Annotated in this window: 24 protein-coding genes; 19 read left to right on the top strand and 5 right to left on the bottom strand. The window is 64.1% G+C overall.

Going from position 1 to position 25619, the window contains the following annotated elements:
• Positions 1-76: 76 nt before the first annotated feature.
• The 8 genes from NLM27_RS37280 to NLM27_RS37315 all read left to right on the top strand — a co-directional run bounded on the left by NLM27_RS37280 (position 77) and on the right by NLM27_RS37315 (position 9154).
• The gene (locus tag NLM27_RS37280) at positions 77-736 is read left to right on the top strand and encodes a TetR family transcriptional regulator (protein WP_309144777.1); all 660 of its coding nucleotides are present in this window, start codon (positions 77-79) and stop codon (positions 734-736) included.
• Between the two features lie 55 nt (positions 737-791).
• Positions 792-1550, top strand: coding sequence for an SDR family NAD(P)-dependent oxidoreductase (locus NLM27_RS37285; protein ID WP_254148003.1), 759 nt, complete (start codon positions 792-794; stop codon positions 1548-1550).
• 206 nt (positions 1551-1756) lie between these two features.
• Complete coding sequence (locus NLM27_RS37290) at positions 1757-2563, top strand: enoyl-CoA hydratase/isomerase family protein (RefSeq protein WP_254148004.1); 807 nt, start codon at positions 1757-1759, stop codon at positions 2561-2563.
• Between the two features lie 42 nt (positions 2564-2605).
• Entirely contained in the window at positions 2606-4477 is a 1872-nt protein-coding gene (locus tag NLM27_RS37295; RefSeq protein WP_254148005.1) for an AMP-binding protein, read from the top strand.
• A gap of 101 nt (positions 4478-4578) precedes the next feature.
• Positions 4579-5706 (top strand): acyl-CoA dehydrogenase family protein, encoded by a 1128-nt coding sequence (locus tag NLM27_RS37300; RefSeq protein ID WP_254148006.1) that lies wholly within the window; start codon positions 4579-4581, stop codon positions 5704-5706.
• Between the two features lie 113 nt (positions 5707-5819).
• Positions 5820-7064: an acyl-CoA dehydrogenase gene (locus tag NLM27_RS37305; protein ID WP_254148007.1), complete on the top strand. Its 1245-nt coding sequence runs from the start codon at positions 5820-5822 to the stop codon at positions 7062-7064.
• A 9-nt stretch (positions 7065-7073) separates the two neighbouring features.
• Positions 7074-8318, top strand: coding sequence for an acyl-CoA dehydrogenase (locus NLM27_RS37310; protein WP_254148008.1), 1245 nt, complete (start codon positions 7074-7076; stop codon positions 8316-8318).
• 137 nt (positions 8319-8455) lie between these two features.
• Positions 8456-9154 carry a nitroreductase gene (locus NLM27_RS37315; protein ID WP_254148009.1) on the top strand — a complete coding sequence of 233 codons (699 nt, stop codon included), beginning with the start codon at positions 8456-8458 and terminating at the stop codon, positions 9152-9154.
• 101 nt (positions 9155-9255) lie between these two features.
• Here NLM27_RS37315 and NLM27_RS37320 read toward each other — a convergent pair whose 3' ends face one another.
• Both NLM27_RS37320 and NLM27_RS37325 read right to left on the bottom strand, forming a co-directional pair.
• The gene (locus tag NLM27_RS37320; protein ID WP_008543571.1) at positions 9256-9804 is read right to left on the bottom strand and encodes a sigma-70 family RNA polymerase sigma factor; all 549 of its coding nucleotides are present in this window, start codon (positions 9802-9804) and stop codon (positions 9256-9258) included.
• Complete coding sequence (locus tag NLM27_RS37325) at positions 9804-10037, bottom strand: NepR family anti-sigma factor (RefSeq protein WP_007597239.1); 234 nt, start codon at positions 10035-10037, stop codon at positions 9804-9806. Before NLM27_RS37325 ends, NLM27_RS37320 begins: the two co-directional genes overlap by 1 nt.
• Positions 10038-10255: 218 nt before the next feature.
• On the opposite strand from NLM27_RS37325, the gene NLM27_RS37330 reads away from it, so the two are divergent.
• The 4 genes from NLM27_RS37330 to htpG all read left to right on the top strand — a co-directional run bounded on the left by NLM27_RS37330 (position 10256) and on the right by htpG (position 14506).
• Positions 10256-11062 (top strand): response regulator, encoded by an 807-nt coding sequence (locus NLM27_RS37330; RefSeq protein ID WP_028157780.1) that lies wholly within the window; start codon positions 10256-10258, stop codon positions 11060-11062.
• A gap of 134 nt (positions 11063-11196) precedes the next feature.
• Positions 11197-11811, top strand: coding sequence for a nuclear transport factor 2 family protein (locus NLM27_RS37335; RefSeq protein WP_254148010.1), 615 nt, complete (start codon positions 11197-11199; stop codon positions 11809-11811).
• Positions 11812-12075: 264 nt separating this feature from the next.
• Positions 12076-12504, top strand: coding sequence for a hypothetical protein (locus NLM27_RS37340; RefSeq protein WP_254148011.1), 429 nt, complete (start codon positions 12076-12078; stop codon positions 12502-12504).
• A 124-nt stretch (positions 12505-12628) separates the two neighbouring features.
• Positions 12629-14506 (top strand): molecular chaperone HtpG, encoded by a 1878-nt coding sequence (gene htpG, locus NLM27_RS37345; protein ID WP_254148012.1) that lies wholly within the window; start codon positions 12629-12631, stop codon positions 14504-14506.
• Positions 14507-14675: 169 nt separating this feature from the next.
• Here htpG and NLM27_RS37350 read toward each other — a convergent pair whose 3' ends face one another.
• Positions 14676-17813 carry an efflux RND transporter permease subunit gene (locus NLM27_RS37350; RefSeq protein WP_254148013.1) on the bottom strand — a complete coding sequence of 1046 codons (3138 nt, stop codon included), beginning with the start codon at positions 17811-17813 and terminating at the stop codon, positions 14676-14678.
• A gap of 421 nt (positions 17814-18234) precedes the next feature.
• Between NLM27_RS37350 and NLM27_RS37355 the strand changes: the two genes are divergently transcribed.
• The 6 genes from NLM27_RS37355 to NLM27_RS37380 all read left to right on the top strand — a co-directional run bounded on the left by NLM27_RS37355 (position 18235) and on the right by NLM27_RS37380 (position 23348).
• The gene (locus tag NLM27_RS37355) at positions 18235-18513 is read left to right on the top strand and encodes a DUF3551 domain-containing protein (protein ID WP_254148014.1); all 279 of its coding nucleotides are present in this window, start codon (positions 18235-18237) and stop codon (positions 18511-18513) included.
• 221 nt (positions 18514-18734) lie between these two features.
• On the top strand, positions 18735-20549 hold the full coding sequence (locus NLM27_RS37360; protein WP_254148015.1) for a long-chain-acyl-CoA synthetase: 1815 nt from the start codon (positions 18735-18737) through the stop codon (positions 20547-20549).
• 142 nt (positions 20550-20691) lie between these two features.
• Positions 20692-20937 (top strand): acyl carrier protein, encoded by a 246-nt coding sequence (locus tag NLM27_RS37365; protein WP_015688794.1) that lies wholly within the window; start codon positions 20692-20694, stop codon positions 20935-20937.
• Positions 20924-22306 carry a class I adenylate-forming enzyme family protein gene (locus NLM27_RS37370; protein ID WP_254148016.1) on the top strand — a complete coding sequence of 461 codons (1383 nt, stop codon included), beginning with the start codon at positions 20924-20926 and terminating at the stop codon, positions 22304-22306. Before NLM27_RS37365 ends, NLM27_RS37370 begins: the two co-directional genes overlap by 14 nt.
• Complete coding sequence (locus NLM27_RS37375; protein ID WP_254148017.1) at positions 22299-23021, top strand: SDR family NAD(P)-dependent oxidoreductase; 723 nt, start codon at positions 22299-22301, stop codon at positions 23019-23021. Before NLM27_RS37370 ends, NLM27_RS37375 begins: the two co-directional genes overlap by 8 nt.
• A gap of 126 nt (positions 23022-23147) precedes the next feature.
• Positions 23148-23348 (top strand): hypothetical protein, encoded by a 201-nt coding sequence (locus NLM27_RS37380; protein WP_254148018.1) that lies wholly within the window; start codon positions 23148-23150, stop codon positions 23346-23348.
• A gap of 4 nt (positions 23349-23352) precedes the next feature.
• Here NLM27_RS37380 and NLM27_RS37385 read toward each other — a convergent pair whose 3' ends face one another.
• On the bottom strand, positions 23353-23739 hold the full coding sequence (locus tag NLM27_RS37385) for a hypothetical protein (protein WP_254149024.1): 387 nt from the start codon (positions 23737-23739) through the stop codon (positions 23353-23355).
• Between the two features lie 224 nt (positions 23740-23963).
• Here NLM27_RS37385 and NLM27_RS37390 point away from each other — a divergent pair, with 224 nt between their 5' ends.
• Positions 23964-25115 (top strand): DUF3095 domain-containing protein, encoded by a 1152-nt coding sequence (locus tag NLM27_RS37390; RefSeq protein WP_254148019.1) that lies wholly within the window; start codon positions 23964-23966, stop codon positions 25113-25115.
• A gap of 1 nt (position 25116) precedes the next feature.
• On the opposite strand, the gene NLM27_RS37395 is transcribed toward NLM27_RS37390, so the two are convergent.
• Positions 25117-25551, bottom strand: coding sequence for a DUF2147 domain-containing protein (locus NLM27_RS37395; protein ID WP_254148020.1), 435 nt, complete (start codon positions 25549-25551; stop codon positions 25117-25119).
• Between the last annotated feature and the right edge of the window lie 68 nt (positions 25552-25619).

Raw genomic sequence — 25619 nt, forward strand, 5'->3', positions numbered from 1 at the left:
TCGATCAATTAACTCTTGTGATGCGGCGCGGCTTGGGCTTATCTGCGCGCCTCATCAGGCATGTCCAGGGATCTCTGTGGCTACCAGCGTACCGACCAAGCTCCCCAGCGGAAGAAATTCCACGGCAGAGAAATTGCTCGTGGCCGCGAGCGAGCTGATGATCGAACGCTCCTCGATCGAGATTTCGCTCTCCGATATCGCGCAGAAGTCCGGTGCCAATGCCGCGCTGGTCAAATATCATTTCGGCAACAAGGACGGCCTGCTGCTGGCGCTGCTCGAGCGCAACGCGGCAACCGAGCTCTCCAATCTCGAATATCTGCTGGCGCAGCCGATCACACCGACAGCGAAGCTGAAGCTGCATATCGGCGGCATCATCCGTGCCTATTATCGGTTCCCCTATATGAACCGGCTGATCCATTATCTCCTGCATGAGACCAAGCCGGAATGCGCGGACGAGGTCTCGAAGTTTTTCGTGGCGCCGCTGCTCGATTTCCACCGCCGCCTGCTCGCCGACGGCGTCAGCCGCAGCGAGTTTCGGCAGACCGATCCCGTGCTGTTCTACACCAGCCTCATTGGAGCCTGCGATCATCTGTTCTTCGGCCGGCACGCGATGTCCCGCGCGACCGGCGTCGGCCCGGTCACCGACGAAGTCTGCCGGCAATACATCAAGCACATGGAAACGCTGATCTGCGGCGGCATCCTCACGCAAGCCGGGGAAGCCGTTGCGGCCGGATGATCCGGCCAACGCTTCAGAAGTCTAGAGAAGAAACGCCCAAGGAAAGGTATCTGCGATGCAGTTGAAAGACGTAGCCGTTCTTATCACCGGCGGTGGTTCGGGCCTCGGTGAAGCGACCGCCCGCGCCATGGCGGCCAAGGGCGCCAGGATCGGCGTGATCGACCAGAACAAGGACAACGCCGAGAAGGTCGCCGCTGAGGTGAAGGGCGTTGCGCTTCATGCCGACGTCACCAGCGAAGAGCAGATCAAGGCCGCGATCGCCAAGGCGGAAGCCGCGCATGGCGTTGCCCGCGTGCTGATGAACTGCGCCGGCATCGGCGGTTCGCAGCGCATCGTCGGTCGCGACGGCGTCTATCCGCTGGAAAAGTTCGCGCGCATCATCAACGTCAACCTGATCGGCACCTTCAACTGCCTGCGGCTGTTCGCCGAGAGGCTCGTCACCATCGAGCCCGTTGGTGAAGAGCGCGGCGTCATCATCAACACGGCCTCGGTTGCCGCTTACGAAGGCCAGATCGGCCAGATCGCCTATTCGGCGTCGAAGGGCGGCGTCGTCGGCCTCACTTTGCCGGCTGCGCGCGACCTCGCCAGCCAGAAGATCCGCGTCAACACCATCGCGCCCGGCCTGTTCTTCACGCCGCTGCTGATGGGCCTCAACGAAGAGGCACGCAAGAGCCTCGGCGCGCAAGTGCCGCATCCCTCGCGCCTCGGCGATGCCAAGGAATACGGCGCTCTCGCGGTGCACATGGTCGAGAACCCGATGCTCAACGGCGAGACTATCCGTCTCGACGGCGCGATCCGTATGGCGCCGAGGTAGTTCTCTTTTTTCCTTCTCCCCTTGTGGGAGAAGGTGGCGCGAAGCGCCGGATGAGGGGTTCTCTCCGCACTCGCATTTGCAAACGAGTCCGCGGAGACAGACCCCTCACCCAAGCGAGTTCTTGGTTAGCGACATACATGCCCTCTCCCACAAGGGGAGAGGGCGTAGTAATCGGTACCATCGTTGCGGATCGAGGAAAGTCGCCCATGTCCCAACCGCTGCTGATCGAGCATGACGACGGCGTCGACCGGGTGACGCTCAATCGGCCCGAAAGCCTCAACGCGCTGGATCCGGCGCTGATCGATGCGCTCAACACCTACTTCCAAGGCATCCAGCGCAACCGTGACACCCGCGTCGTCGTGCTCAGGGGCGCCGGCAAGAATTTTTGCGCAGGCCTCGACCTCAAGGCGGCGATGACGCGCCGCGCCGGGCAACAGGAGCCGCCCGGCGTCACGGAGTCGCTGGACTCGCAACGCCGTATCGCCGACATCGTGATGTTGATGCGGCGCTGTCCGCAGCCGATCATCTCGCTGGTGCAGGGCGCGGCAGCCGGCGGTGGCTTTGCGCTGGCACTTGCATCCGACATCCGCATCGCGACGAAATCGGCGCGGATGAATTGCGCTTTCATCAAGCTTGGCCTTGGCGGCTGCGACATCGGCACCAGCTACTTTCTGCCGCGGCTCGTCGGAGTGTCCGTCGCATCCGAGCTTATCCTCACCGGGCGCTTCATCGGCGCCGAGCGCGCGCTAGCGGTCGGGTTGGTCTCGGAAGTCGTCGACGAAGACGGGCTCGACGAGGCGGCCGAGCCTTATGTCGATGCGATGATGACGGCTTCGCCTGTTGGACTGCGCCTGTCAAAAGAATGTCTCAACATGAGCGTCGATGCGGGATCGCTGGAAGCGGCGATCGCGATGGAGGACCGCAACCAGGTCCTGTGCAGCCGCTCCGAGGAATTTTCGGAAGGCATCAGGGCCTTCCTTGAGAAGCGAAAGCCTGTCTATATCAAGCGCTGAACGAGAATGATCCGTAAAGGACAGTAATTCCGGGAGACGCAAATGAGTGGAAGCGCGGCGGCGGCGATGACGAAGCCCGCCTTTCGCAAGGTCGAGTGGATCGCGCGCGACATCGACGTCACGCGCCATGCCGACGGCACGGTGGTGTTGAAGTCGCGCATTCCGCTGCAACCTTACGAGAAGCACATTCCGGCCTCGCTGGCGAAATGGGCCAGGCAAGCACCTGAGCGCATCTGGCTGGCGCAGCGCGGCGGTCCCAATCGCGAATGGCGCAAGGTGTCCTACGGCGACGCCAAGCGCACCGTGGATGCGCTGACACAGGCGCTGCTGAACCTCAAGCTCGAGGGACGGCCGGTCACGATCCTCTCCGGCAATTCGATCGAGCATGCGCTCATGACGCAGGCGGCGATGCAGGCGCGCGTCCCGGCGGCACCGGTGTCGCCGGCTTACTCCTTGATGAGCCACGATCACGTCAAGCTGAAATATTTGTTCGACCTGATCAAGCCGGCCGTGGTGATGGTGCAGGACGGGCCGACCTTCGAGAAAGCGCTGAAGGCGCTCGATCTCAGCGGCGTCACCGTGGTTCACGTCGCGCGTCCCTGTGACGGCATCAAGAGCGTCAGCTTTGCCGAGGTTGCGGCAACGCCCGTGACCGCCGATGTCGACACCTCGATCGCACAGATCACGCCGCAGACGGTTGGCAAGCTACTCTTCACCTCCGGCTCGACCGGCATGCCGAAGGCCGTCATCAACACGCAAGCGATGATGTGCGCCAATGCGGCGATGATGATGCAGGTGCGGCCGCGCGATCCCGGCGGTCCGATCGCGACCATGCTGGACTGGATGCCGTGGAATCACACCATGGGTGGAAACGCGGCGTTCCATCCGATCCTGGTCGACGGCGGTACGCTCTATATCGACGATGGCCGGCCGATGCCGGGTCAGTTCGAGGAGACGCTGCGAAACCTGCGCGAGATCTCGCCGACCTATTACGCCAACGTACCGGCCGGCTATGCCGCGCTCGCGGCGGCGATGGAGAAGGATGACGCGCTGTGCCGCTCCTTCTTCAAGAATCTCTCGATCATGGCCTATGGCGGTGCGCGGCTGCCTGACGATCTCTACGATCGCATGCAGGCCCTCGCGGTGAAGACCACCGGCGAGCGCATCGTGTTCTACACCGGCTGGGGCTCGACCGAGACCGCGCCGACCTCGACCGGCACGTATTGGGACACCGAGCGCGTCGGCCTGATCGGCCTGCCATTCCCTGGCGTCGAACTGAAGATGGTGCCGTGCGGCTCGAAATACGAATTGCGGCTGCGCGGCGTCAACGTCACGCCCGGCTATTTCGGCCAGCCGGAGCTGACGAAGAAGATGTTCGACGAGGAGGGCTTTTACTGCATTGGTGATGCTGGCATCTTCGTTGATGACGCCGATCCGGTGAAGGGAATCATCTTTGCCGGCCGCGTGGTGGAAGACTTCAAGCTCACCACCGGCACTTTCGTGCATGTCGGCTCGCTCCGCACCGACACGATCGCGGCCGCGACGCCCGTGGTGCACGACGCGCTGGTGGCGGGGCAGGATCGCGCCTGCATCGGTCTGCTGGCCTGGCCCAATCTGCATGCTTGCCGTCAGCTCGTCGGCAATCCCGATCTGAGTTTTGCCGATGCGGTGAAGCATCCCGATGTGATCGCCTGCTTCAGGCGCGGCCTGGAGACGCACAACCGGGAATGCGAGGGCGGCAGCAGCCGCATCATCGCGCGCGCAATGTTGATGGTCGATCCGCCCTCGATCGACGGCAACGAGCTGACCGACAAGGGCTACATCAACCAGCGCGCCGGCCTGGAGCGCCGCGCCGCGCTGGTGGAGCGGCTCTATGCGGATCAGCCCGGTGAAGATGTGATCGTGCTGCGATGAGTGCGCAACTCTCTCCCCTCGTCATTCTGGGCTCGCGACTTCGTCGCGCCCCGGAATGACGGTCTCAATGAACAAGACGAATAAACAAGGGTAAGCCCGCCATGAATTTCGATTTCTCCGACGACCAGAAACAGCTCCGCGACCAGGCGCGCAAATTCCTCGCCGAAAAATGTTCGCCCAAGGCGGTGCGCGTCGTGCTCGACGGTAAGGCGCCCTACGACAAGGAGCTGTGGAAGGGCCTTGCCGAGATGGGCTTTCTCGGGGTCGCCATTCCGGAAGAGTTCGGCGGTGCGGGTGCGGGCCATCTCGAGCTCTGCGTGATCGCGGAGGAGATGGGCCGGGCCAATGCGCCAGTGCCGTTCTCCTCGACCGTGTATCTCGCCGGCGAAGCGCTGCTGATCGCGGGCAGCGACGCGCAGAAGAAGAAGTGGTTGCCGGCGATCGCGTCGGGCGAGGCGATCGGCACGCTGGCGCTGTTCGAGGGCAAGGGCAATCCGTCGCCGAAGAACATCAAGCTCACGGCCGCGAACGGCGTGCTCAACGGCGTCAAGAAGCCGGTTGCCGACGGCGCAATCGCCGATTTTGCGGTGGTCGCTGCGCGCACGGGATCGAGCGGTCGCGACAGCGACATCGCGCTGTTCCTGGTCGATCTCAAGGCTGCTGGCGTCGAGGTGAAGAGCCTCACCAATCTCGATCCGACCCGCGGTCAAGCCGAGATCAGTTTCAAGGATTGCAAGGCCGAGCCGCTTGGCGCCGCTGGCGAGGGTTGGAGCACTCTCAGCCAGATGCTCGACCGTGCCGCGGTGCTGTGCGCATTCGAACAGGTTGGTGGTTCCGACCGCGCGCTGGAGATGGGCCGCGACTACGCGCTCGACCGCATCGCCTTCGGCCGGCAGATCGGCTCGTTCCAGGCGGTCAAGCACATGCTCGCCGACATGTATGTGTCGGCAACGCTGGCGCGCTCCAACAGCTATTACGGCGCCTGGGCGCTCTCGACCAACGCAGCCGAGTTGCCGGAAGCCGCCGCTGCCGCGCGCATCAGCGCGACGCAGGCGTTCCAGCATTGCGCCAAGAACAACATCCAGGTTCACGGCGGCATGGGTTTCACCTGGGAATTCGACTGCCACATGTACTACCGCCGCGCCAACGCCATGGCGCTCGGGCTCGGTAGCCTCACCTATTGGGAAGACCAGTTGATCGACCGCATGCGCAAGAAGAACGCGGCGTGATGTCATTCCGGGGCGCCGCAAAGAGGCGAACCCGGAATCTAGAGATGAGTGAATAACGTCGAGATTCCGGGTTCGCGCTGCGCGCGCCCCGGAATGACGGAGAGAAGAGCACCATGAACTTCGACGACACCCCGCAGGAAGCCGAATTCCGCGCCACCGCCCGCGCGTGGATCGGTGCGAACGCGCCCAAGCAGTACGAGGACGAGCTGCGCAAATCCTCGCTCGGCCGCACGGTGCTCAAGAACGCCAACATCCTTGAAGTGGCAAAAGCCTGGCAGAAGAAGAAGGCCGACGCCGGCTGGGCCTGCCTGCACTGGCCGAAGGAGTATGGCGGCCGCGGTTCGTCACCGATCGAGCGCGTGATCTGGCAGCAGGAAGAAGGGCCGTTCGGCCAGTTGTCCCGCATGTTCATCATCGGCCACGGCATGTGCGGGCCGACCATGATGGCATTCGCGCGCGAGGAGCATAAGCGTACCTATCTGCCGCCACTCGCGTCCGGCGAGAAGGTATGGTGCCAGCTGTTCTCCGAGCCGGCCGGCGGCTCGGATGTCGCAGGGCTTCGCACGCGGGCCGAGAAGGACGGCGACGACTGGATCATCAACGGCCAGAAGATCTGGACCTCGGGCGCGCATTATTCCGACTTCGGCATCTTGCTCACCCGCACCGATCCCACCGTGCCCAAGCACAAGGGCCTCACCATGTTCTTCCTGGACATGAAAAGCCCGGGCGTCGAGGTCAGGCCGATCAAGCAGGCGAGCGGCGCCTCCGACTTCAACGAGGTCTATTTCACCAACGTCCGCATCCCCGACCATCAACGCCTCGGCGAGGTCGGTGACGGCTGGAACGTTTCGCTCACCACGCTGATGAACGAGCGCAGCGCGATCGGCGCGGCCGTCTCGACCGGCTTCCCCGAACTGTTTGAATACTGCTCCAGTCTGATGCTCGACGACGGCCCGGCGATCGAGGATCGCGCGGTGCGTTCGAAACTGGCGAACTGGGCGGTGAAGGCAAGCGGCCTGAAATACACCAGCATGCGCGCGATCTCCGCGCTGTCGAAGGGCGAGCGGCCGGGACCGGAGAATTCCATCGGTAAGCTGGTGGCGGGCTCCATGATCCAGGACGTTGCGACCTACGCACTGGACTTGCAGGGCGCGAGCGGCGTGGTCAGCGGCGAGGATGCCGAGCTCGCCGGCCGCTTCCAGGCGATGCTGCTGCGGGCGCCGGGCACCCGCGTCGAAGGTGGCACCGACGAGATCATGCGCAACATCATCGCCGAGCGGGTGCTGGGCCTGCCCGGCGACATCCGTGTCGACAAGGACATGCCGTTCAACAAGATCCCGACCAAGGGAAGAGGGTAGAGGTCCGCCATGAATTTCGACGACACCCCGCAGGAAGCCGCATTCCGCGAGACCGCGCGCAAATGGGTCGCCGCTAACGCACCGAAGGAATTCGAGCAGGAGCTGTCAAAATCCTCGCTCGGCCGCATCAAGCTTGCGAAGCATGACATGGTCGATGTCGGCAAGGCCTGGCAGAAGAAGAAGTTCGAGGGCAATTGGGCCTGCCTGCACTGGCCGAAGGAGTATGGTGGTCGCGGCGCGACGCCGATCGAGCGCGTGATCTGGCAGCAGGAGGAGGGCGTCTACGGCAAGCTGACGCAGCCGTTCCAGATCGGCGAGGGCATGTGCGGCCCGACCGTGATGGCGTTCGGCAGCGAGGACGCCAAGCGCCGATATCTGCCGAAGCTGGCTTCAGGCGAGGAGATCTGGTGCCAGCTGTTCTCCGAGCCGTCGGCTGGCTCCGACGTCGCGGGCCTGCGCACGCGCGCCGAGAAGAAGGGCGACAATTGGGTCGTCAACGGCCAGAAGATCTGGACCTCGGGCGCGCATTATTCCGACTACGGCCTTTTGATCGCGCGCACCGATCCTGATGTGCCCAAGCACAAGGGCCTCACAATGTTCTTCCTGGACATGAAGAGCTCAGGCGTCGAGGTGCGCCCGATCAAGCAGGCCAATGGCATGCAGGAGTTCAACGAGGTCTATTTCACCGACGTGGTGATTCCGGACAGCCAGCGTCTCGGCGCCGTCGGTGAGGGCTGGAGCGTGTCGCTGACCACGCTGATGAATGAGCGCATGTCGATCGGCTCGCGGCTTGCGACCGGCGTGCCTGAAATGTTCGAGTTCTGCTCCAGCTTGATGCTGGAGGACGGGCTTGCCATCGATGATCCCGCCGTGCGCTCGAAGCTCGCGAGCTGGGCGGTGAAATCGAGCGGGTTGAAATACACCAGCTATCGCGCGATCTCGGCGCTGTCCAAGGGCGAGCGGCCGGGCCCGGAGAATTCGATCGGCAAGCTGGTGTCGGGCATGATGCTCCAGGACATCGCGACCTACGCCATGGACCTCCAGGGCGCGGCCGGTGTTCTCACCGGCGGCGACGAGGAGACGGTGCAGGGCCAATTCCAGCAGATGCTGCTGTCCTCACCCTCGATGCGCATCGCCGGCGGCACCGACGAGATCTTGCGCAACATCATCGCCGAGCGGGTGCTGGGTCTTCCGGGCGACATTCGCGTCGACAAGGACGTTCCGTATAACAAGATCCCGACCAAGGGGCGGTGATCCAGCCTCTCGCTGCATCTCGTAGGGTGGGCAAAGCAAAGCGTGCCCACCATATGCAGATGCGCCGGGGAAAGTCTGTCGGTGGGCACGGCGCGATGCGCCTTTGCCCACCCTACCAGAAGGGCGCGAGCTGATCCATGGATGCTAAAGTGAAACAAGACGACCGCATCGGCGTGCTCGAAGAGCTTCTCAACGAGCGCTACTCCGTCCGCGCCTTCCTCCCGAGGGAGGTCGACCGCGCCACCATCGAGCACGTGCTGACCACCGCGCAGCGCACGGCCTCATGGTGCAACAGCCAGCCCTGGCAGGTCGTCATCGCCAGCGGCGCGGCCAGGGAGCGCTTTCGCCAGGCGATCTACAAGGAGGCCGCGGGTGGTCTCGGCGACGACTACGATTTCACGCCGCCGCGCGAATATGTCGGCGTCTATCTCGAGCGCCGGCGCGAGAGCGGCTTCCAGCTCTACAACACGCTGGGCATCGCCCGCGGAGACAGAGCCGCCTACGCCAGGCAGGCGCTGGAGAACTACAATTTCTTCGGCGCACCCCACGTGGCCGTCATCCACACCAACGAGCCGCTCGGCATCTACGGCGCGATCGATTGCGGCGCCTATGTCTCGAATTTCATGCTGGCCGCGCAGGCGCTCGGGCTCGGCACCATTCCGCAGGCGGCGCTCGCGAGGCACTCCGGTTTGATCCGCCGCCACTTCAACCTGCCCGACGATCGCCGCGTCGTCTGCGGCATCTCGTTCGGCTATGCCGACCACACCCACAAGGTCAATAGCTACCGCACCTCGCGGGCCAATGTCGCTGATACCGTGACCTTCGTGGACGAGTGACCGGCGCCGCGAGCTTGGCGCCATCGGTTTTTCGCACTCAAGCAAAGGCGGCCGCGGAAGCGGCCGCCTTCATGTTGTCTCGAACCTGATGGCGCCGGCCGTCAGCCGCCGCTGCCGCCGATCACGGCCCGCACGGTCTCGTCCGGGCCGAAGTCCTCAGCGCCCTCGACATAGAGCAGTGCGGCGAGCTTCGAGCGGGCGCGGTTGACGCGGCTCTTGATCGTGCCGACTGCGCAACCGCAGATCGAGGCCGCGTCCTCGTAGGAGAAGCCGGAGGCGCCGACCAGGATCAGCGCTTCACGCTGGTCCTGCGGAAGCTTGTCGAGCGCCGTCCGAAACTCCTCGAACTCAAGATGCGCGTTTTGCGACGGTTGCGTCTTCAGCGTCTTGGCGTAGTTGCCTTCGGCATCCTCGACCTCCCGCCGCCGCTTGCGATAATCGGAGCGGAACAGGTTGCGCAGGATCGTGAACAGCCACGCCGGCAGGTTGGAGCCGGGCTGGAACGAATCGATGTTGGCAAGCGCACGGAGCAGCGTCTCCTGCACCAAATCGTCGGCGCGGTCCGCATTGCCGCTGAGCGAGATGGCGAACGCGCGCAAGCTCGGCACGGCCGCCAGGATGTCGTTACGCAGGGAGTCCGTGAGAGGCATTAATCCCTCCCATTGTTGTTGTCGTTGGATCCCCCACCATTTTCCACTTGGGGCGTCGCTCCCGGCGCATCAAGCTTTTTGATCAGCTCCGCGAACCGATCCGGAACCCCCTGCCGCACCACGTCGTCGTACATGGCGCGCAGCTGATGCCCAATCCGGGATTGGATCTCCGGAGTGAGCCCTCCCTTGCCGGGGGTCGTGCTTTTGCTGGCTTGAGACTTGAGATCTTTCATGACCTGTTCCACGTTTCCCCGAGTTAAGTGACTGCAAAATCGAGAATTTTTCTCAACCGGGAGCCGTTCCCTGGATAGGCTCAATTCCAGGTTCGAGAAAAAGTTCCCCCCAATACGGAACTTTTCTTGGGCTGCGGCGTAGTCAGCCAAGCAGGGGAACCCGGGCCCCCCGCGTAACGCCTGTCTTCTAGGTTGGCCCGAAGATGAATGGAGTGGGGATGTCCCGTTCACAGCTTGTTGCTGAACACTTGCCGTTGTTGCGCCGGTACGCACGCGCCCTGACGGGCAGCCAGGCCTCCGGTGACGCCTATGTCGCAGCCATGTTGGAAGCCATGCTGGGGGATCCGTCGGTGCTCGACGAGAGCCACGGGCCGCGCGCTGGCCTGTTCCGGCTGTTCACCCAGATCTGGAATTCCGTTTCCGTCAATGACGATGCCGAGGTGACGACGCTGCCGATGCCGCCGGAGCGGCGGCTGTCGAACATCACGCCACTGCCGCGGCAGGCCTTTTTGCTGCTCTCGCTCGAGGGATTTTCCGAGGAGGAAGTCGGCTTCATCCTCGGCACTGACGTCGCCGAGACGCGGCGGCTCGCGGATGCCGCGGGACGCGAGATGGCGGCCGAGATCGCCACCGACGTGCTGATCATCGAGGACGAGACCTTCATCGCCATGGACCTCGAGAGCCTGGTGAAAAATCTCGGCCACAACGTCGTCGGCGTCGCGCGCACCCATGCCGATGCGGTGGCGCTGGCCAAGAACAAGCGGCCCGGCCTGATCCTCGCCGACATCCAGCTCGCCGACGGCTCGTCGGGTCTGGACGCCGTGAACGAGCTGCTCCGCACCTTCGAGGTGCCAGTGGTGTTCATCACCGCGTACCCCGAGCGCTTCCTCACCGGCGAGCGCCCCGAGCCGGCGTTCCTGATCTCAAAACCGTTCCAGCCCGCAATGGTGTCGGCGGTCGCGAGCCAGGCGCTGTTCTTCCAGCGCAATTCGCGCAACCGCGCGCCGAAGGCGCCGGCGGCGTAAGAAGCTGCAGCCTGAGTTCTACTGATCCGGCGTGCTGCAAGGCACGCCGGATTTTTCATGCTCGTCAGCTCTGCTTGACGTGCATCGAATTCGCCGCTCATACCTCGTGCCTCGATCCAATCGGAGATTTGCCCATGGACCCGCAACTGCTCGATCGCCTCGCCATCCGCGACCTCGTCGAGAACTGGGCGGTGTGGCGCGACGCCGGCGACTGGGAGCGCTTTGCCACGGTCTGGCATGACGAGGGCTGGATGTCCGCCACCTGGTTTCAGGGACCGGCGCGGGATTTCATGCGCGTCAGCCAGGAGGGGTTCGCCAGGGGCGTGCGCATCCTGCACTTCCTCGGCGGCACCAGCATCGACCTCGAGGGCGTGCGGGCCATCGCCCAGACTAAGATGACGATCTCGCAGCGGGCCCTGGTGCACGACGTGCTCTGCGACGTCGTCTGCACCGGGCGCTTCTACGATTTCCTGGAGAAGCGGCATGACCAATCAGGTGTTGGCAGATGGGGCATCGTCCGCCGCCAGCCGATCTACGAGAAGGACCGGATCGATCCGGTCGATCCCGCTGCGACACTTCAGCTCGACCAGAAAACACTCGCCGCGCTCCCTGAAGGCTACCGCCACCTCGCCTATATGCAGGAGCTGATCGGCTACAAGGTCAAGCGCGACATGCCGGGCCTCACCGGGCCTGAGGTCGAGAAGCTCTATCGCGAAGGCCGCGACTGGCTGGCGGGGAAGGCGAAATAACGCGAAGCAAAGTGACCCCCAGAAAAAAGTAAGGCGCGACTGGCATCACCACAGTCGCGCCCTACGTCGCCGGCTTATGGGGCAGGGGGGAATAGCCGGCTGCTGAGACGACTCCCAGCCGCCGGACTCGTTCCACGGCTTGCGAATTATTTTGCAGGCCCACGACTTTTTTCGCACACGGTTAAGTGATCATGACAGCTGAGAACCCCTGATCCTCCGCCAGCGTTGTTCCCGCGATCGCCATGGGGCGAGGGATCGACAGCCATGTCACAGTTTCAAAAGGTATTTTTGGGCGCCATCGCGATTGCCGCAACGCTCGGCGCGGTGCAATTGGCCTCGGGCCACGATCTGGCCGACCGCTGGCAGGCGGTCGCCGACATACCCAGCCACAGCTCAAACTTAGCGCCGAGCCATAACGTCAATCGTGCCGGCAAGGCCGACCGCCTTGCCGAGATCAAGCAGGCAGCAGTTCCCACCCGGACCGTATCGATGCGGCTGAACGACCTCGCCGACACGTCAGTGTTGCTGCGGGTCCCCGCGGTGATCGAGACCGGCAATGCCAAGCCGCCGGTGCTGCTCCAGAATCAGAACCAGAAGCAGGGTCGCAAAAAGCCGACGATCGCCTGCGAGCCGATGGTCAGCTCCCTGACCGAAGTCGCAAAACTGCTCCAGCCCGGCCGCTGCGTGACCTGATCTGCTCAGGTCGCCGGACAAATCGTCCTCCCGGCGGGAGGACGATCCTTCACGTCCACTTGATCCCATGCCCCCTCGCGTTATATCCCGGGTTTCTTCCCCTTCGTTTTGACCGGGTAAACGCATGACGACGTCAGACACGGCTGTGCATACGCAGCCTTTCCAGGCCGAAGTTTCCGAGCTTTTGCACCTCATGGTGCACTCCGTCTATTCGGAGACCGACATCTTCCTGCGCGAGCTCGTCTCCAACGCCTCCGATGCCTGCGACAAGCTGCGCTACGAGGCGATCGCAAGTCCGGCGCTGCTGGGCGAGGGCGACGCGCTCAAGATCCGCATCATCCCGGACAAGACGGCCGGAACGCTTGTCATCTCCGACAACGGCATCGGCATGGAGCGGCAAGAGCTGATCGACCATCTCGGCACCATCGCCCGCTCCGGCACCAAGGCGTTCGTGTCGAAACTGAAGGAGGCCAAGGACGGCCTCGGGCTGATCGGCCAGTTCGGCGTCGGCTTCTATTCCGCCTTCATGGTCGCCGAGAAGATCGTCGTGGTCAGCCGCCGCGCCGGTGAAAGCGATGTCTGGACCTGGACCTCTTCGGGCGGCTCCGGATTCGAGATCGCCCGTGCCAGCGACGAGGACGCGGCACGCGTGGCGCGCGGCACCGAGATCGTCCTGCACCTGAAGGACGACGCCAAGAAATATCTCGAGACCTACGAGATCGAGCGCATCGTCGGGGCCTATTCCGACAACATCCTGTTTCCCATCGAGCTCGTGTCTGGTGAGGGCGAGCCGCGTCAGATCAATTCGGCGAGCGCGCTGTGGCAGCGCTCGAAGTCCGAGCTGACGGCGGAGGACTACAAGAAGGCATACCAGCAGATCGCCTCCGCCTTCGACGATCCCGCGATGACGCTGCACTACCGCGCGGAGGGCCGCTATTCCTACGCCGTGCTGCTGTTCGCGCCGTCGACGAAACCGTTCGACCTGTTCGAGCCGAACCGCAAGGGGCGGGTGAAGCTCTACGTCCGCCGCGTCTTCATCACCGATGACGCTGACCTCTTGCCGGGCTACCTGCGCTTCATCCGTGGCGTCGTCGACAGCGAGGATCTTCCACTCAACATCTCCCGCGAGATGCTGCAGAACAATCCGCAGCTCGCGCAGATCCGCAAGGCCGTGGCGACCCGCGTCGTGTCCGAGCTCGAGGGCCTCGCCGAGAAGGATCCGGAGAATTTTGCCAAGATCTGGGACGCCTTCGGCGCGGTGCTGAAGGAAGGCATCTATGAGGATTTCGAACGCCGCGAGAAGCTGCTGGCGCTGTCGCGTTTCACCACGACGTCGGGCGAGAAGCGATCGCTGAAGCAGGTGATCGCCGATTTCAAGCCGAACCAGACCGAGATCTATTATCTCGTCGGCGACAGTATCGAGCGCCTGAAGTCCAATCCGCGGCTCGAGGCCGCGACCGCGCGCGGCATCGAGGTGCTGCTGCTGTCCGATCCCGTCGATGCCTTCTGGACCTCGATGCCTTCAGAGTTCGAGGGCAAGCCGCTGAAATCGCTGAGCCAGGGCGATCTCAATCTCGACCTGATCCCGCGGCTCGACGAGACGGACGAAGCGAAGAAAGACGAGCCGGCCGCTGACGAGGCCGCTACCATCGCGGTGATCAAGGCCGCCCTCGGCGAGCGTGTCAGCGACGTCAAGGCCTCGACGCGGCTGACAAGCTCCGCCTCCTGCCTGGTTGCCGACAGCCAGGGCCCGAGTCGCGAGCTCGAGCGCCTCCTGGCGCAGCAGAACCGCGGCATGAAGACCAAGCCGATCCTCGAGATCAATCTGCGCCATCCGCTGGTGACGGCGATCACCAAGGCGCAGGCCGGCTCGAAGACGGTCGACGATCTCAGCCTGTTGCTGCTCGAACAGGCCCAGATCCTGGACGGCGAATTGCCGGAAGATCCGGCCGCGTTTGCGGCGAGGCTGAACCGGCTGGTACTGCAGGGGCTCGGCGGATAGGCGGGAGGCCCTGCTTCCCAAGGCTCGTCATTGCGAGGAGCGAAGCGACGAAGCAATCCAGACCGTCCCTGCGGAGACGGCCCTGGATTGCTTCGCGGAGCCTGTCATCGGGCCGCGCCTCGCGCGGACCCGTTGGCTCGCGATGACGGAACCTGTGGCGTCGTCCTGACTATTCCGCCGCATCCTTCTTGGCGCTGGCTGCCTCCGCCTCCACCTGCGGCTTCCCTTCCATCCAGCGCGACAGCAGGTTGGAAAAGCGGTCGAGGTAGAGATAGACGACAGGGGTCGTGAACAGCGTCAGCGCCTGGCTCACCACCAGACCGCCGACCATGGCATAGCCGAGCGGCTGGCGGATCTCGGCGCCGGTTCCGCTGCCCAGCATCAAGGGAACCCCTCCGAGCAGGGCCGCCATCGTCGTCATCATGATCGGGCGGAAGCGCAGGAGGGCGGCCTGGCGGATCGACTGTTCCGGTGTCAAATGCCGCTCGCGCTCCGCGGCGATGGCAAAATCCACCATCATGATTCCGTTCTTCTTGACGATGCCGATCAGGAGGATGACGCCGATCAGCGCAATGAGGCTGAAATCAAAGCCTGAGATCATCAGGATCGCGATCGCGCCGACACCGGCCGACGGCAGTGTGGAGAGAATGGTGAGCGGGTGGATGTAGCTCTCGTAGAGCACGCCCAGCACCAGGTAGACCACGACGAGTGCGGCGAGGATCAGCATCGGCACGGTGCCGAGCGATTGCTGGAACGCCTGCGCCGTGCCCTGAAAGCTCGTCGCCAGCGTCGGCGGCGCGCCCATCTCGGCGACCGCCCGCAGCACCGCGTCGGTCGCCTGTCCCAGCGCTATGCCCTCCGCGAGGTTGAAACTGATGGTCACCGCGGGAAACTGGCCCTGGTGGGCGATCGCGAGCGGTCGCACCGGTTCGTTGGTCCAGGTGCAGATGACCGAAAGCGGCACCTGATCGCCGGTCAGTGGCGACTTGACGTAGAGCCTGTCGAGTGTGTCGAGCTTGCCTTGCAGGGCCGGCGTGATCTCAAGAATGACGCGGTAAGTGTTGGTTTGGGTGAAATATTGTGCCACCTGGCGCTGGCCAAACGCGTCGTAGAGGGTATCGTCGATCAGCTGCGGCTGGATGCCGTAGCGGGCCGCGGTGTCGCGATTGATCGTGAGTTGCAGCGTCGTGCCTTCGGTCTGCTGGTCGGTGGCGACGTCGCGGAGCTGCGGCAGCTCCTTCATGCGGGCCAGGATTCGCGGCGCCCATTCGTTCAGCTCGGCGAGATTGGCATCCTGGAGCGTGAACTCGAACTGCGTGCGGGTGGCGCGGCCGCCGAGGCGCACGTCCTGCGAGGCCTGCATATAGAGGCGTGCGCCTTCGACCTCGGCGAGCTTCGGCCGCAGCCGCGCGATGATCTGCTGCGCGTTGGCGTCGCGCTCCGCGATCGGCTTCAGCGTAATGTACATGCGGCCCGAATTCAGTGCGGTGCCGCCACCGCCGATGAACATCGCGATCGAATCGATGGCAGGATCGGCCTGCACGATGGCGTTGAGCTGCTCCTGCCGCCGCTTCATTTCGGTGAAAGAAATGTCCTGGGGCATCTCCGATACGGCGGTGAGGAAGCCGTTGTCTTGCTGGGGGAAGAACCCCTTGGGGATATGGATGAACAGCGCGATCGAAAGCGCGATGGTGCCGAAGAAGATGCAGAGCGTGACGAAGCTGTGACGCAGCGCGAGGTCCAGTCCGCGTTCGTAGGCGCCGAGCAGACGATCGAACATCCGCTCGCTCCATTGGTAGAAGCGGCCATGCCGCGCCTCGTGGTTGGCGCGCAGGAAACGCGAGGCCATCATCGGTGTCAGGGTCAGCGACACCACCAGCGAGACGAAGATCGCCATCGCCAGCGTCACCGCGAACTCGCGGAACAGCCGGCCGATGATGCCGCCCATCAGCAGCAGCGGGATCAGCACAGCGACCAACGAAATGCTGATCGAGACGATGGTGAAGCCGATCTCGGCCGCGCCCTTGTAGGCGGCGGCCATAGGGCTCTCGCCTTGCTCGACATAGCGCGTGATGTTCTCGAGCATCACGATGGCGTCGTCGACCACGAAGCCGACCGCAATGGTCAGTGCCATCAGCGAGAGATTGTCCAGCGAATAGCCGACCACCCACATCAGCGAGCAAGCCCCCAGCAGCGCCAGCGGCACGGTGATGCTCGGGATGATCGTGGCCCAGAAACTGCGCAGGAAGATGAAGATCACCATCACCACGAGCGCGATGGTGATCATGAGCGTGATCTGAACGTCCTCGACCGCGGCACGAATGGTGATGGTGCGGTCGCTGATGATCTTGATCTTGATCGCAGGCGGGATTGCCGCGATCAACCGCGGCAGTTTCGCCTTGATGCGGTCGACAGTGTCGATCACGTTCGCGCCAGGCTGCTTGAAGATGACCAGGAACACGCCGCGCTTGCCGTCGGCCCAGGCTGCGGTCTTCATGTCCTCCGGCCCTGCCACGGCCTCGCCGATGTCGCTGATACGCAAGGGGGCGCCGCTGCGATAGGCAACGATGATGTCGTTCCAGTGCGCGGCCTCGAGCAATTGGTCGTTGGCGTAAATGGTATAGGCCCGCCTGGGACCGTCGATGCTGCCCTTCGGGCTGTCCGCGGTCGCGATCGCGATCTGGCTGCGGACGTCTTCCAGCGACAATCCCTTGGCGACCAGCTTGGCCGGATCGATCTGGATGCGCACCGAGGGCTTCTGCTGCCCGCCGACGAACACCTGGGCGACGCCGGGAAGCTGGCTGATCTGCTGCGCGAGCTGGGCGTCGGTGCGGTCGCTGACCGTGGTCAGGGGCAGCGTGTCCGAGGTCGCAGACAAGATCATGATCGGCGAATCCGCCGGGTTGACCTTGCGGTAGGTCGGCGGCGAGGGCAGGTTCTTCGGCAATTGGCCGCTCGCCGCGTTGATCGCGGCCTGTACGTCGTTGGCGGCAGCATCGATCAGGCGGTTGAGAGCGAACTGAATGGTGATCGCGGCCGAGCCGAGTGAGCTGGTCGAGGTCATCTGCGTGATGCCGGGGATCTGCGCGAGCTGGCGCTCGAGCGGCTGCGCCACAGAGGATGCCATCGTCTCGGGGCTGCCGCCCGGAAGTGACGCGGACACCTGGATGGTCGGAAAATCGACCTGGGGCAGCGGTGCGACCGGCAGCAGCGGGTAGGCCACGAGGCCCACGAAGAGGATGCCGGCCATCAGCAGCGAGGTGCCGATCGGATAGCGGATGAACGGAGACGAGATGCTCTCTTGCATGCCTGAAACCATCGAGTGGCCAGCGCACCTTCACCCGCGCAGCGGAGTCGCGCCCGAGAGCCCGAGCGCGGATGTGCGTTTCCCTCAGCCCATATGTTTGTTGATTGCTCCGGAACGTCGTCGGTCCGGGGCCAGCGTTGTGATCGAAAGACTAGTCCGTTCGCACCAGCGTGCGAACGGATTCCTGCTGCAAATGCTTGCAACCTTTGTCGAAGGCATGCTGTCGCGAGATATGCGTTCAGTGCAGGTCAGGAACGGAGCGCTTTTTCGCTTTGTAGCGTTGCGGCGCGGTGTCTCATCCGTTTCGAGGCATGTCACAAGCGAGAGAGGTATGAACAGGAACAATCGCTTCTTCCGCGTTGTTGTGCCATATCGAAATGGCATAACACATGCCGCCGTCACCGATTTGAGGAAATATCCGATGCGCCTGTCGATCCTGACCCTTACCGCGATTGCGACGCTTCTGGGCGTGGCAGATGCCAGCGCGCAGAGGTACGATCCGAACTATCCCGTCTGCATGCACCGCTACACGGGCGGCGGCTTCGGTGGCGGGGGTGGTGACTATTTCGACTGCTCCTTCACCTCGTTGGAGCAATGCCGCGCCACCGCCTCGGGCCTCGCCGCGACGTGCGACGTCAATCCCTATTATGCCTTCAACGAACAGCCGCCCCCGCGTCGGCGTCACAAGAAAGTGCACTAGCGATCCCGGCTGCGATATTCGGGGACGTTCGGGCGCCCCGCAAGCAGGTCCGGCTGCTACTCCTTCCTGCCCCGGCTCCGCCACCTTGCGCCAACGGTTGGTCTCCGCGGCCAAGGATGACTGGAGTTAATCGAGAGCTAACCGGGTTTTACCTTGTCTCTTAACATCTGGGCAGGAAGCACGGGCTAAGCTGCTGCAACAAGCGGACACGGCCCGAAAGAATGAACGACATGATCACCGGCGTCATCGCGCAGCCGAAAGCCGCACGCGCGCCGTCGGCTTCAAAGATCTGGCTGAGGGCCATCGAGCTCACCGCCCGGATCGAGACGCTGCCGGGCCGCCTGTTCGCCGATATCGTCGACGATTGGGCGCAGCGTCAGCCCGACCGAGTCGCGCTGATCGCAGACGAAACAACGCTCGACTACCAAGGCTTGTCGAAACGGATCAACCGCTATGCGCGTTGGGCGCGTTCGGTCGGTGTGGACAAGGGCGACACCGTCGCCCTGATCCTGCCGAACGGCATCGACTATGTCGCGGCCTGGCTGGGCATCAGCCGGGTCGGCGGCGTGGTCGCGCTGCTCAATACCAAGCTCGTGGGACAGTCGCTCGCGCACTGCATCAACGTCGCGAAGCCCTCGCATATCATCGTCGCGCATGAACTGGCGGAGCTGCTGGAGGGCGCAACGCCGCATCTGAAGACCCAGGCAAAAGTCTGGACCCATGGCGACGCCCGCAGTGAACTCGCGATCGACGTCGCGCTGGCGGCGCTCGACAATGCCTCTCTTTCGCCGGACGAGCATGGCGACGTCACGATCAACGACCGTGCCCTGTTGATCTATACCTCCGGCACCACGGGCCTGCCCAAGGCCGCCAGCATCAGTCACCGCCGCATTCTCAATTGGGGTTTTTGGTTCGCCGGCCTCACAGGCGCGTCGCCGCAGGATCGGCTCTACGACTGTCTGCCGCTGTTTCACTCGGTCGGCGGCATCGTCGCGCCCTGCAGCATGCTGGCCGCCGGCGGGTCGGTGGCGATTGCGGAGAAGTTTTCGGCTTCGCATTTCTGGTCCGACATCGTCCGGCATGACTGCACGCTGTTCCAGTATATCGGCGAGCTCTGCCGTTATCTGCTCAAGGCGCCGCCCTCGGAGTACGAGAACCGCCATCGCCTGCGGCTCGTCTGCGGCAACGGCCTGCGCGGGGATATCTGGGAGGATTTCCAGGCTCGCTTCGCCATTCCCCGCATCCTCGAATTCTATGCCGCGACCGAAGGTAATTTCTCGCTGTTCAACGTCGAGGGCCAGCCGGGCGCGATCGGCCGGATTCCGCCGCTGCTCGCGCATCGCTTTCCGGCGAGCCTCGTCAAGCTCGACCCCGACAGCGGCCTGCCGCTGCGTAACGACGGCGGCTTCTGCATCGCCTCCGCCCGCGGCGAGGCGGGCGAAGCCATCGGTCGTATTGGCCTGGCCGACGAAGGCGGTGGCCGCTTCGAGGGTTACACCGACGCCGGGGAGACCGAGAAGAAGATCCTGCGCGACGTCTTTGCCCGGGGGGATGCCTGGTTTCGCACCGGCGATCTGATGCGGCTCGACGACAAGGGCTTCTTCCATTTCGTCGATCGCATCGGCGACACCTTCCGCTGGAAGGGCGAGAACGTCGCGACCTCGGAGGTGAACGACGCCGTGCGCGATTTCGCCGGCGTAGTCGACGCCACCACCTATGGCGTCAGCATCCCCGGCACCGACGGTCGCGCCGGCATGAGTGCGATCGTGGTGAACGAAGGCTTTGACATGGCTGCGCTGCCGGCTCATCTCGCCCAGCGCCTGCCGGTCTATGCGCGTCCCGTTTTCATCCGCATCTCCTGCGAGCTCGATGCGACCGAAACCTTCAAGCAGAAGAAGGGTGATCTGGCCCTCGAAGGCTTCGATCCCACCACGATCTCCGATCCGCTGTTCATGCTCGATCCGAAATCCGGCGCTTATGTCGCGCTGGATACCGAGGCCTGTATGCGGATCAACGACGGCAGAATCCGGCTGTAACGCCGCGAAAATACGGAGATAGGTCCAATTTTATCTGAATTGTCCAAGAAGCCATTTACCTCTGTCGGGTAAATAAGCGGTCACGGGGAGGCGGTCATCAAGAGCCGCCGCAACACAAACGATAATGAAAAGCGAGCCAGCCATGTCGGTAAGGTCTAAGGTCATTGAAGCGATCCAGCAGATCGCCAAGGAGCAGCACGTCACGCTTCCCGCGCTCTCCGACGATTTATCCCTGCATGAGACGGGCTTCGACTCGCTTGCCTTCGCGATCCTCGTCGCGCGTCTCGAGGACGAGACCGGCGTCGACCCCTTCACCATTTCCGAGGACGCAGCGTTCCCCGCCACCGTGGGCGATTTCGTGCGAGCCTACGAAAATGTCCCCGCGTGAGATCTTTGCGCTTCGCGACCATCTCGGCGCGGAGCTGAAGGACCGCACGCTCTCCGACGCGCACCATGTCGTGTCGCTGACGGACATCCTGTCGCAGACGGTCCTGAGCGGCCGCCTGCGCGAATTGTCCGGCCGCTGCGTACTGCTCAGGCTGTCCGACCAGCTCCGGTCTGGCCTTGCCATGATCGAGCTCGACGGCATTGCCCGTCGCATGCTGCTGTGTCCGCCCGATCTCAATCCGGCGCATCTGGACGCGTTGATCGCGGATGCCGGGATCGATGCTGTCGTCACCGACGAGCCCGATCGCTGGACCGAGACCGGCGTGCCGCTGGTCGTCACCGCGCAATTGCCGCTTCAAATCACCGCGCCGACGAAGACCGAACGTGCCACCGAATGGCTGATGTTGACTTCGGGCACGTCGGGCGTGCCGAAGATCGTCGGGCACACGCTGGAAGCACTCACCGGCGCGATCGTCGCTGAAGGCCCCGCGCGCGGACCTGCGCCGGTGTGGGCGACGTTCTACGACATCCGCCGTTATGGCGGTCTGCAAATCTTCCTCCGCGCCATCCTCTCCGGCGGCTCCATGGTGCTGTCGGACCCGCATGAGGCGTTGGCGGACCACGTCGCACGGCTGAATGCGCGTGGCGTGTCGCACATCTCCGGAACGCCCTCGCATTGGCGCAAGCTCCTGATGAGCGGTTCGGCCGCGCAGTTCGCGCCGGGCTACGTTCGTCTTTCCGGCGAGATCGCTGACCAGGCCGTGCTCGACGGCCTGAAGGCGGCATTCCCCAATTCCTCCGTCGGTCATGCCTACGCCTCGACCGAGGCCGGCGTCGGCTTCGCCGTCAATGACGGGCTGGAAGGCTTTCCGGCCAACTATCTCGGCAACCGCAATGGCGTCGAGATGAAGGTAGTCGACGGCTCGCTGCGCATCCGCTCGACGCGCACGGCACATGCCTATGTCGGCCGCAACGCTGCTGCCCTCACCGATGCGGACGGCTTTGTCGACAGCGGCGACATCGTCGAGCTGCGCGGTGACCGCTATTACTTCGTCGGCCGCCGCGGCGGTATCATCAACATCGGCGGGCTGAAGGTCCACCCCGAGGAGATCGAGGCGGTGATCAACCGCCATCCCGACGTGCGGATGTCGCGGGCCAAATCTCGCCGCAGCCCGATCACCGGCGGCATCGTCGTCGCCGACGTCATCCTCGCCGACGGCTCCGATCCCGCGCGGGCGAAGGAGATCCGCGACCAGATCCTGGATCAGTGCCGCGCGCAGCTCGCCTCGCACAAGGTGCCGGCGGTGATCCGCTTCGTCGCGGCGCTCGACGTCACTCCGGCTGGCAAACTGGCGCGCACCGATGCATAATGTCCTCGTCACCGGCGGCAGCCGCGGTATTGGCCTTGCGATCGCAAGGCGCCTCGTCGGCGCCGGCTTCAACGTGATCGCGGCCGCGCGGCGCGAGAGCGAGGAGCTCAAGGCGGCGATCGCCGAGTCCGAGGGGCGCCTGCATTTCCGCGCCTGCGATCTCGCGGTGATCGACGCGATTCCGGCTTTTGCCAAGCTGGTCCGCGACGAGTTCGGCCCGATCTACGGTCTCGTCAACAATGCCGGGCTCGGCACCGAAGGCCTGCTCGCCACCATGCACAATTCCGAGATCGAGGCGCTGGTGCAGCTCAACGTGCTGTCGCCGATCATCCTGACCAAGTATGTCGCGCGGCAGATGATGGCGGATGGTGCGGGGCGCATCATCAACATCTCCTCGATCATCGCCACCACCGGCTATAACGGCCTCTCCGTCTACGGCGCGACCAAGGCCGCCGCCACCGGCTTCACCCGCTCGCTCGCGCGCGAGGTCGGCAAACTCGGCATCACCGTGAACGCGATCGCGCCTGGATTCATCGACACCGAGCTCACGCACAATCTCTCCGACGAGGGCCGCAAGCGCATCGCCGGCCGTAGCGCGCTGCGTCGCCTGCCCGAGACCGACGACGTCGCGCGCATGGTGGAATATCTCCTCAGCGAGGGCGGCCGAAACGTCACCGGCACCGTGTTCACGATCGACGCGGGGAATACGGCGTAGCGGAACTCTGCCACCAACATCGAGTTGATCCGGCTCAATTTGAATTCACCGGATTTGGTCGTAAGATGTCCCCGCAATCGGTTGGGTTACGTCAATCGATCTGCCCTAATCAACGGGGAGCAGTCCATGACCGCTTCGAACCTGGGCCGGCCATCAGCAGAGCAGTCTCGCTTGAGGCCCGACGATCTCCCTTGCCAACCGATGTCGCATCAGAATTCCGGCGATCACGGCAACGAAATATATCCGCAGCAATTCGTGCAACTGGTCGGCTGCCACGACGTCCCCGCATCGACGGTGCGCAAGCGACAGGACGAGAAGCTGCATTAGGTCCTCACGTCCGATGCTTCGGCAGATCGATCCGCTGCTTTGAAAATTCCGGCGGCCCCTCGGTGAGGCGGCGGATGCGGCGCTCGCGTTCGTCTGCCGGCAATGCGGGATCGAGCAGCGCTTCGATCTCGTGCACGGCGATTTCCTCGATCGTCGTGGCATCCGATATGAGCGCCTGCGCTGATGCCGGTTCGGCAGGCGCGATCTTCAGCCCCAATTCGACGAGCTTGCAGATTGCATCGGAGCGCGACAGCTGGCGGGCTTCTGCCCAGGCATCGACGGCGGCAGTGAGCCTTTCCGGCATCTCTACCGCGCTGACCGCATCGAGGCCGGTACGCCGGCGGACGGGTGAGGTCGAATCCATGTTGCCGAAGTCGGACACTTCGATAATCCCGCACAATCATTTTCGCTAAATCGAGAGTAAACGCCATTTGCGGCGTGCTGTTTGATGCCGATCAATGACGAACTGCGGCATTGCATCGCGGTGCGAGCTTGTTGTCCGGCTCCATTTCGGCCAATGATCGGGACGCCGCGGAGGGTCGGTCGGCGAACCCGGATCGATCCTGCCACGTATCTGTTTCGCAGCGCGCCCTCCCAACCATCCGGCATCACCCGATGACATCAGGCGAATCCTTCTACGGCGGCATTCCGGTCTTCCGCGGCTTCACCAGCCTGATGGATCCGGTGCTGTATTCGCCGCTGCCGGACGACTGGAGCATCGGCGTTGCCGACATCGTCGATTCGACCAAGGCCATCGCGGCGCAGCGCTACAAGGCGGTGAACGTGGCCGGCGCCGCCGTGATCGCGGCGGTGACGAACGCGTTGGAGGGACGCGAATTCCCCTTCGTCTTCGGCGGCGACGGCGCGAGCTTTGCGGTCGCGCCTCACGATCTCGAGCTTGCCCGTGACGCGCTGGCGGCAACCGCGACCTGGGTGCGGGAAGATCTCGATCTGAAGATGCGTATCGCCCTGGTGCCGGTCAGCGCCATCCGCGCGCATGGCCTCGACGTGCGCGTCGCGCGCTTCGGTCCGTCGGCCAATTTGTCCTATGCAATGTTCTCCGGTGGCGGCCTCGCCTGGGCCGATGCCGCCATGAAGCGCGGCGAGTTCGCAGTGACCGAAGCGCCCGACGGCACGCAGCCCGATCTCTCCGGCCTGTCCTGCCGCTTCGAGGTGATGCCGGCCTCACGTGGGCTGATCCTGTCGGTGCTGGTGATGCCGGCACGCGGCGCCGATCCGCTGGCCTTCCGCAAGGTGATCGAGGACGTCATCCACCTCGTCGAGCGCAGTCCGGATGGCGGCCGCCCGGTGCCGCCGCAGGGGCCGCCCCTGAAATGGCCGCCGCAGGGGCTGGATTACGAAGCCCGCACCAGACGCGGCGGCCCGCTGCTCGCGCGCCGCGCCGGCGTGCTGGCCTATACGCTGTTCGCCTATCTGATCATGCGCTTCGACCTCAAGGTCGGCGGCTTCGTGCCAAGCGTCTACAAGCGTCAGGTGGTCGAGAACTCGGACTTCAGGAAGTATGATGACGGATTGCGGATGATCCTCGACTGTACGCCGGAGCTCGAACGCGCCCTCAGCGATCGTCTCGCTGCGGCTGCGCGCGACGGCATCGTGCGCTACGGCCTCTACCAGCAGGACGCGGCGATGATGACCTGCTTTACGCCCTCGGCGCTGCGCAGCGACCACGTCCACTTCATCGATGGCGCGCGGGGCGGCTATGCCTCGGCGGCGACGGCGTTGAAGGCGATGATGGCGGCGAGCTAGTCTAGCGCCCTGCACGCGTCCACGTTTCGCCGCCGCAGAGTGCGCCGACGCAGCCTTCGACACGCAGCGAATCCGCTGATGTCACCGTGACGCTGCTCGCATAGGTGCTGCCGTCGTCGGCATTGTAGATCTGGCCCGACCATTTGTTCGGAGCGGACGGCTGCATGTCGCTGAACAGCGGCAGGCCGATCATGGGACGCCGGGCCAGCGCCGGATTGGGATTCTTACTGTCGGTCGCGGGCTGGCCGGTCGCGGTGTCCATGGGCTCGCGCAGCCAGACGATGTGGCCGCAGATGCCACCGCCGCATTTGTTTATCTTCACGCGCGCATCGCCCGCCTGGGTGAGCCAGGTCCCGTCGGCGCTCTGCGCATGCGCGGCAGTCGCGCCAAGCAGCGCAGCCAGGACGACGAAGGAACGCGCGAATCTGCTGAACATGGAGAGAGCCCCCGAAAAATGAGGCGCCTCCATAGCAGCCCGGCAGGATAGTGCAACGCTGGATGGAA

Origin of the sequence: Bradyrhizobium sp. CCGB12 (assembly GCF_024199845.1) — a bacterium.
Classification (GTDB): domain Bacteria; phylum Pseudomonadota; class Alphaproteobacteria; order Rhizobiales; family Xanthobacteraceae; genus Bradyrhizobium.

Coding starts and splice junctions, on each gene's coding strand:
- NLM27_RS37285 (WP_254148003.1), top strand. CDS start 792: ATGCAGTTGAAAGACGTAGCCGTTCTTATCACCGGCGGTGGTTCGGGC.
- NLM27_RS37290 (WP_254148004.1), top strand. CDS start 1,757: ATGTCCCAACCGCTGCTGATCGAGCATGACGACGGCGTCGACCGGGTG.
- NLM27_RS37295 (WP_254148005.1), top strand. CDS start 2,606: ATGAGTGGAAGCGCGGCGGCGGCGATGACGAAGCCCGCCTTTCGCAAG.
- NLM27_RS37300 (WP_254148006.1), top strand. CDS start 4,579: ATGAATTTCGATTTCTCCGACGACCAGAAACAGCTCCGCGACCAGGCG.
- NLM27_RS37305 (WP_254148007.1), top strand. CDS start 5,820: ATGAACTTCGACGACACCCCGCAGGAAGCCGAATTCCGCGCCACCGCC.
- NLM27_RS37310 (WP_254148008.1), top strand. CDS start 7,074: ATGAATTTCGACGACACCCCGCAGGAAGCCGCATTCCGCGAGACCGCG.
- NLM27_RS37315 (WP_254148009.1), top strand. CDS start 8,456: ATGGATGCTAAAGTGAAACAAGACGACCGCATCGGCGTGCTCGAAGAG.
- NLM27_RS37320 (WP_008543571.1), bottom strand. CDS start 9,804: ATGCCTCTCACGGACTCCCTGCGTAACGACATCCTGGCGGCCGTGCCG.
- NLM27_RS37325 (WP_007597239.1), bottom strand. CDS start 10,037: ATGAAAGATCTCAAGTCTCAAGCCAGCAAAAGCACGACCCCCGGCAAG.
- NLM27_RS37330 (WP_028157780.1), top strand. CDS start 10,256: ATGTCCCGTTCACAGCTTGTTGCTGAACACTTGCCGTTGTTGCGCCGG.
- NLM27_RS37335 (WP_254148010.1), top strand. CDS start 11,197: ATGGACCCGCAACTGCTCGATCGCCTCGCCATCCGCGACCTCGTCGAG.
- NLM27_RS37340 (WP_254148011.1), top strand. CDS start 12,076: ATGTCACAGTTTCAAAAGGTATTTTTGGGCGCCATCGCGATTGCCGCA.
- htpG (WP_254148012.1), top strand. CDS start 12,629: ATGACGACGTCAGACACGGCTGTGCATACGCAGCCTTTCCAGGCCGAA.
- NLM27_RS37350 (WP_254148013.1), bottom strand. CDS start 17,813: ATGCAAGAGAGCATCTCGTCTCCGTTCATCCGCTATCCGATCGGCACC.
- NLM27_RS37355 (WP_254148014.1), top strand. CDS start 18,235: ATGCGCCTGTCGATCCTGACCCTTACCGCGATTGCGACGCTTCTGGGC.
- NLM27_RS37360 (WP_254148015.1), top strand. CDS start 18,735: ATGAACGACATGATCACCGGCGTCATCGCGCAGCCGAAAGCCGCACGC.
- NLM27_RS37365 (WP_015688794.1), top strand. CDS start 20,692: ATGTCGGTAAGGTCTAAGGTCATTGAAGCGATCCAGCAGATCGCCAAG.
- NLM27_RS37370 (WP_254148016.1), top strand. CDS start 20,924: ATGTCCCCGCGTGAGATCTTTGCGCTTCGCGACCATCTCGGCGCGGAG.
- NLM27_RS37375 (WP_254148017.1), top strand. CDS start 22,299: ATGCATAATGTCCTCGTCACCGGCGGCAGCCGCGGTATTGGCCTTGCG.
- NLM27_RS37380 (WP_254148018.1), top strand. CDS start 23,148: ATGACCGCTTCGAACCTGGGCCGGCCATCAGCAGAGCAGTCTCGCTTG.
- NLM27_RS37390 (WP_254148019.1), top strand. CDS start 23,964: ATGACATCAGGCGAATCCTTCTACGGCGGCATTCCGGTCTTCCGCGGC.
- NLM27_RS37395 (WP_254148020.1), bottom strand. CDS start 25,551: ATGTTCAGCAGATTCGCGCGTTCCTTCGTCGTCCTGGCTGCGCTGCTT.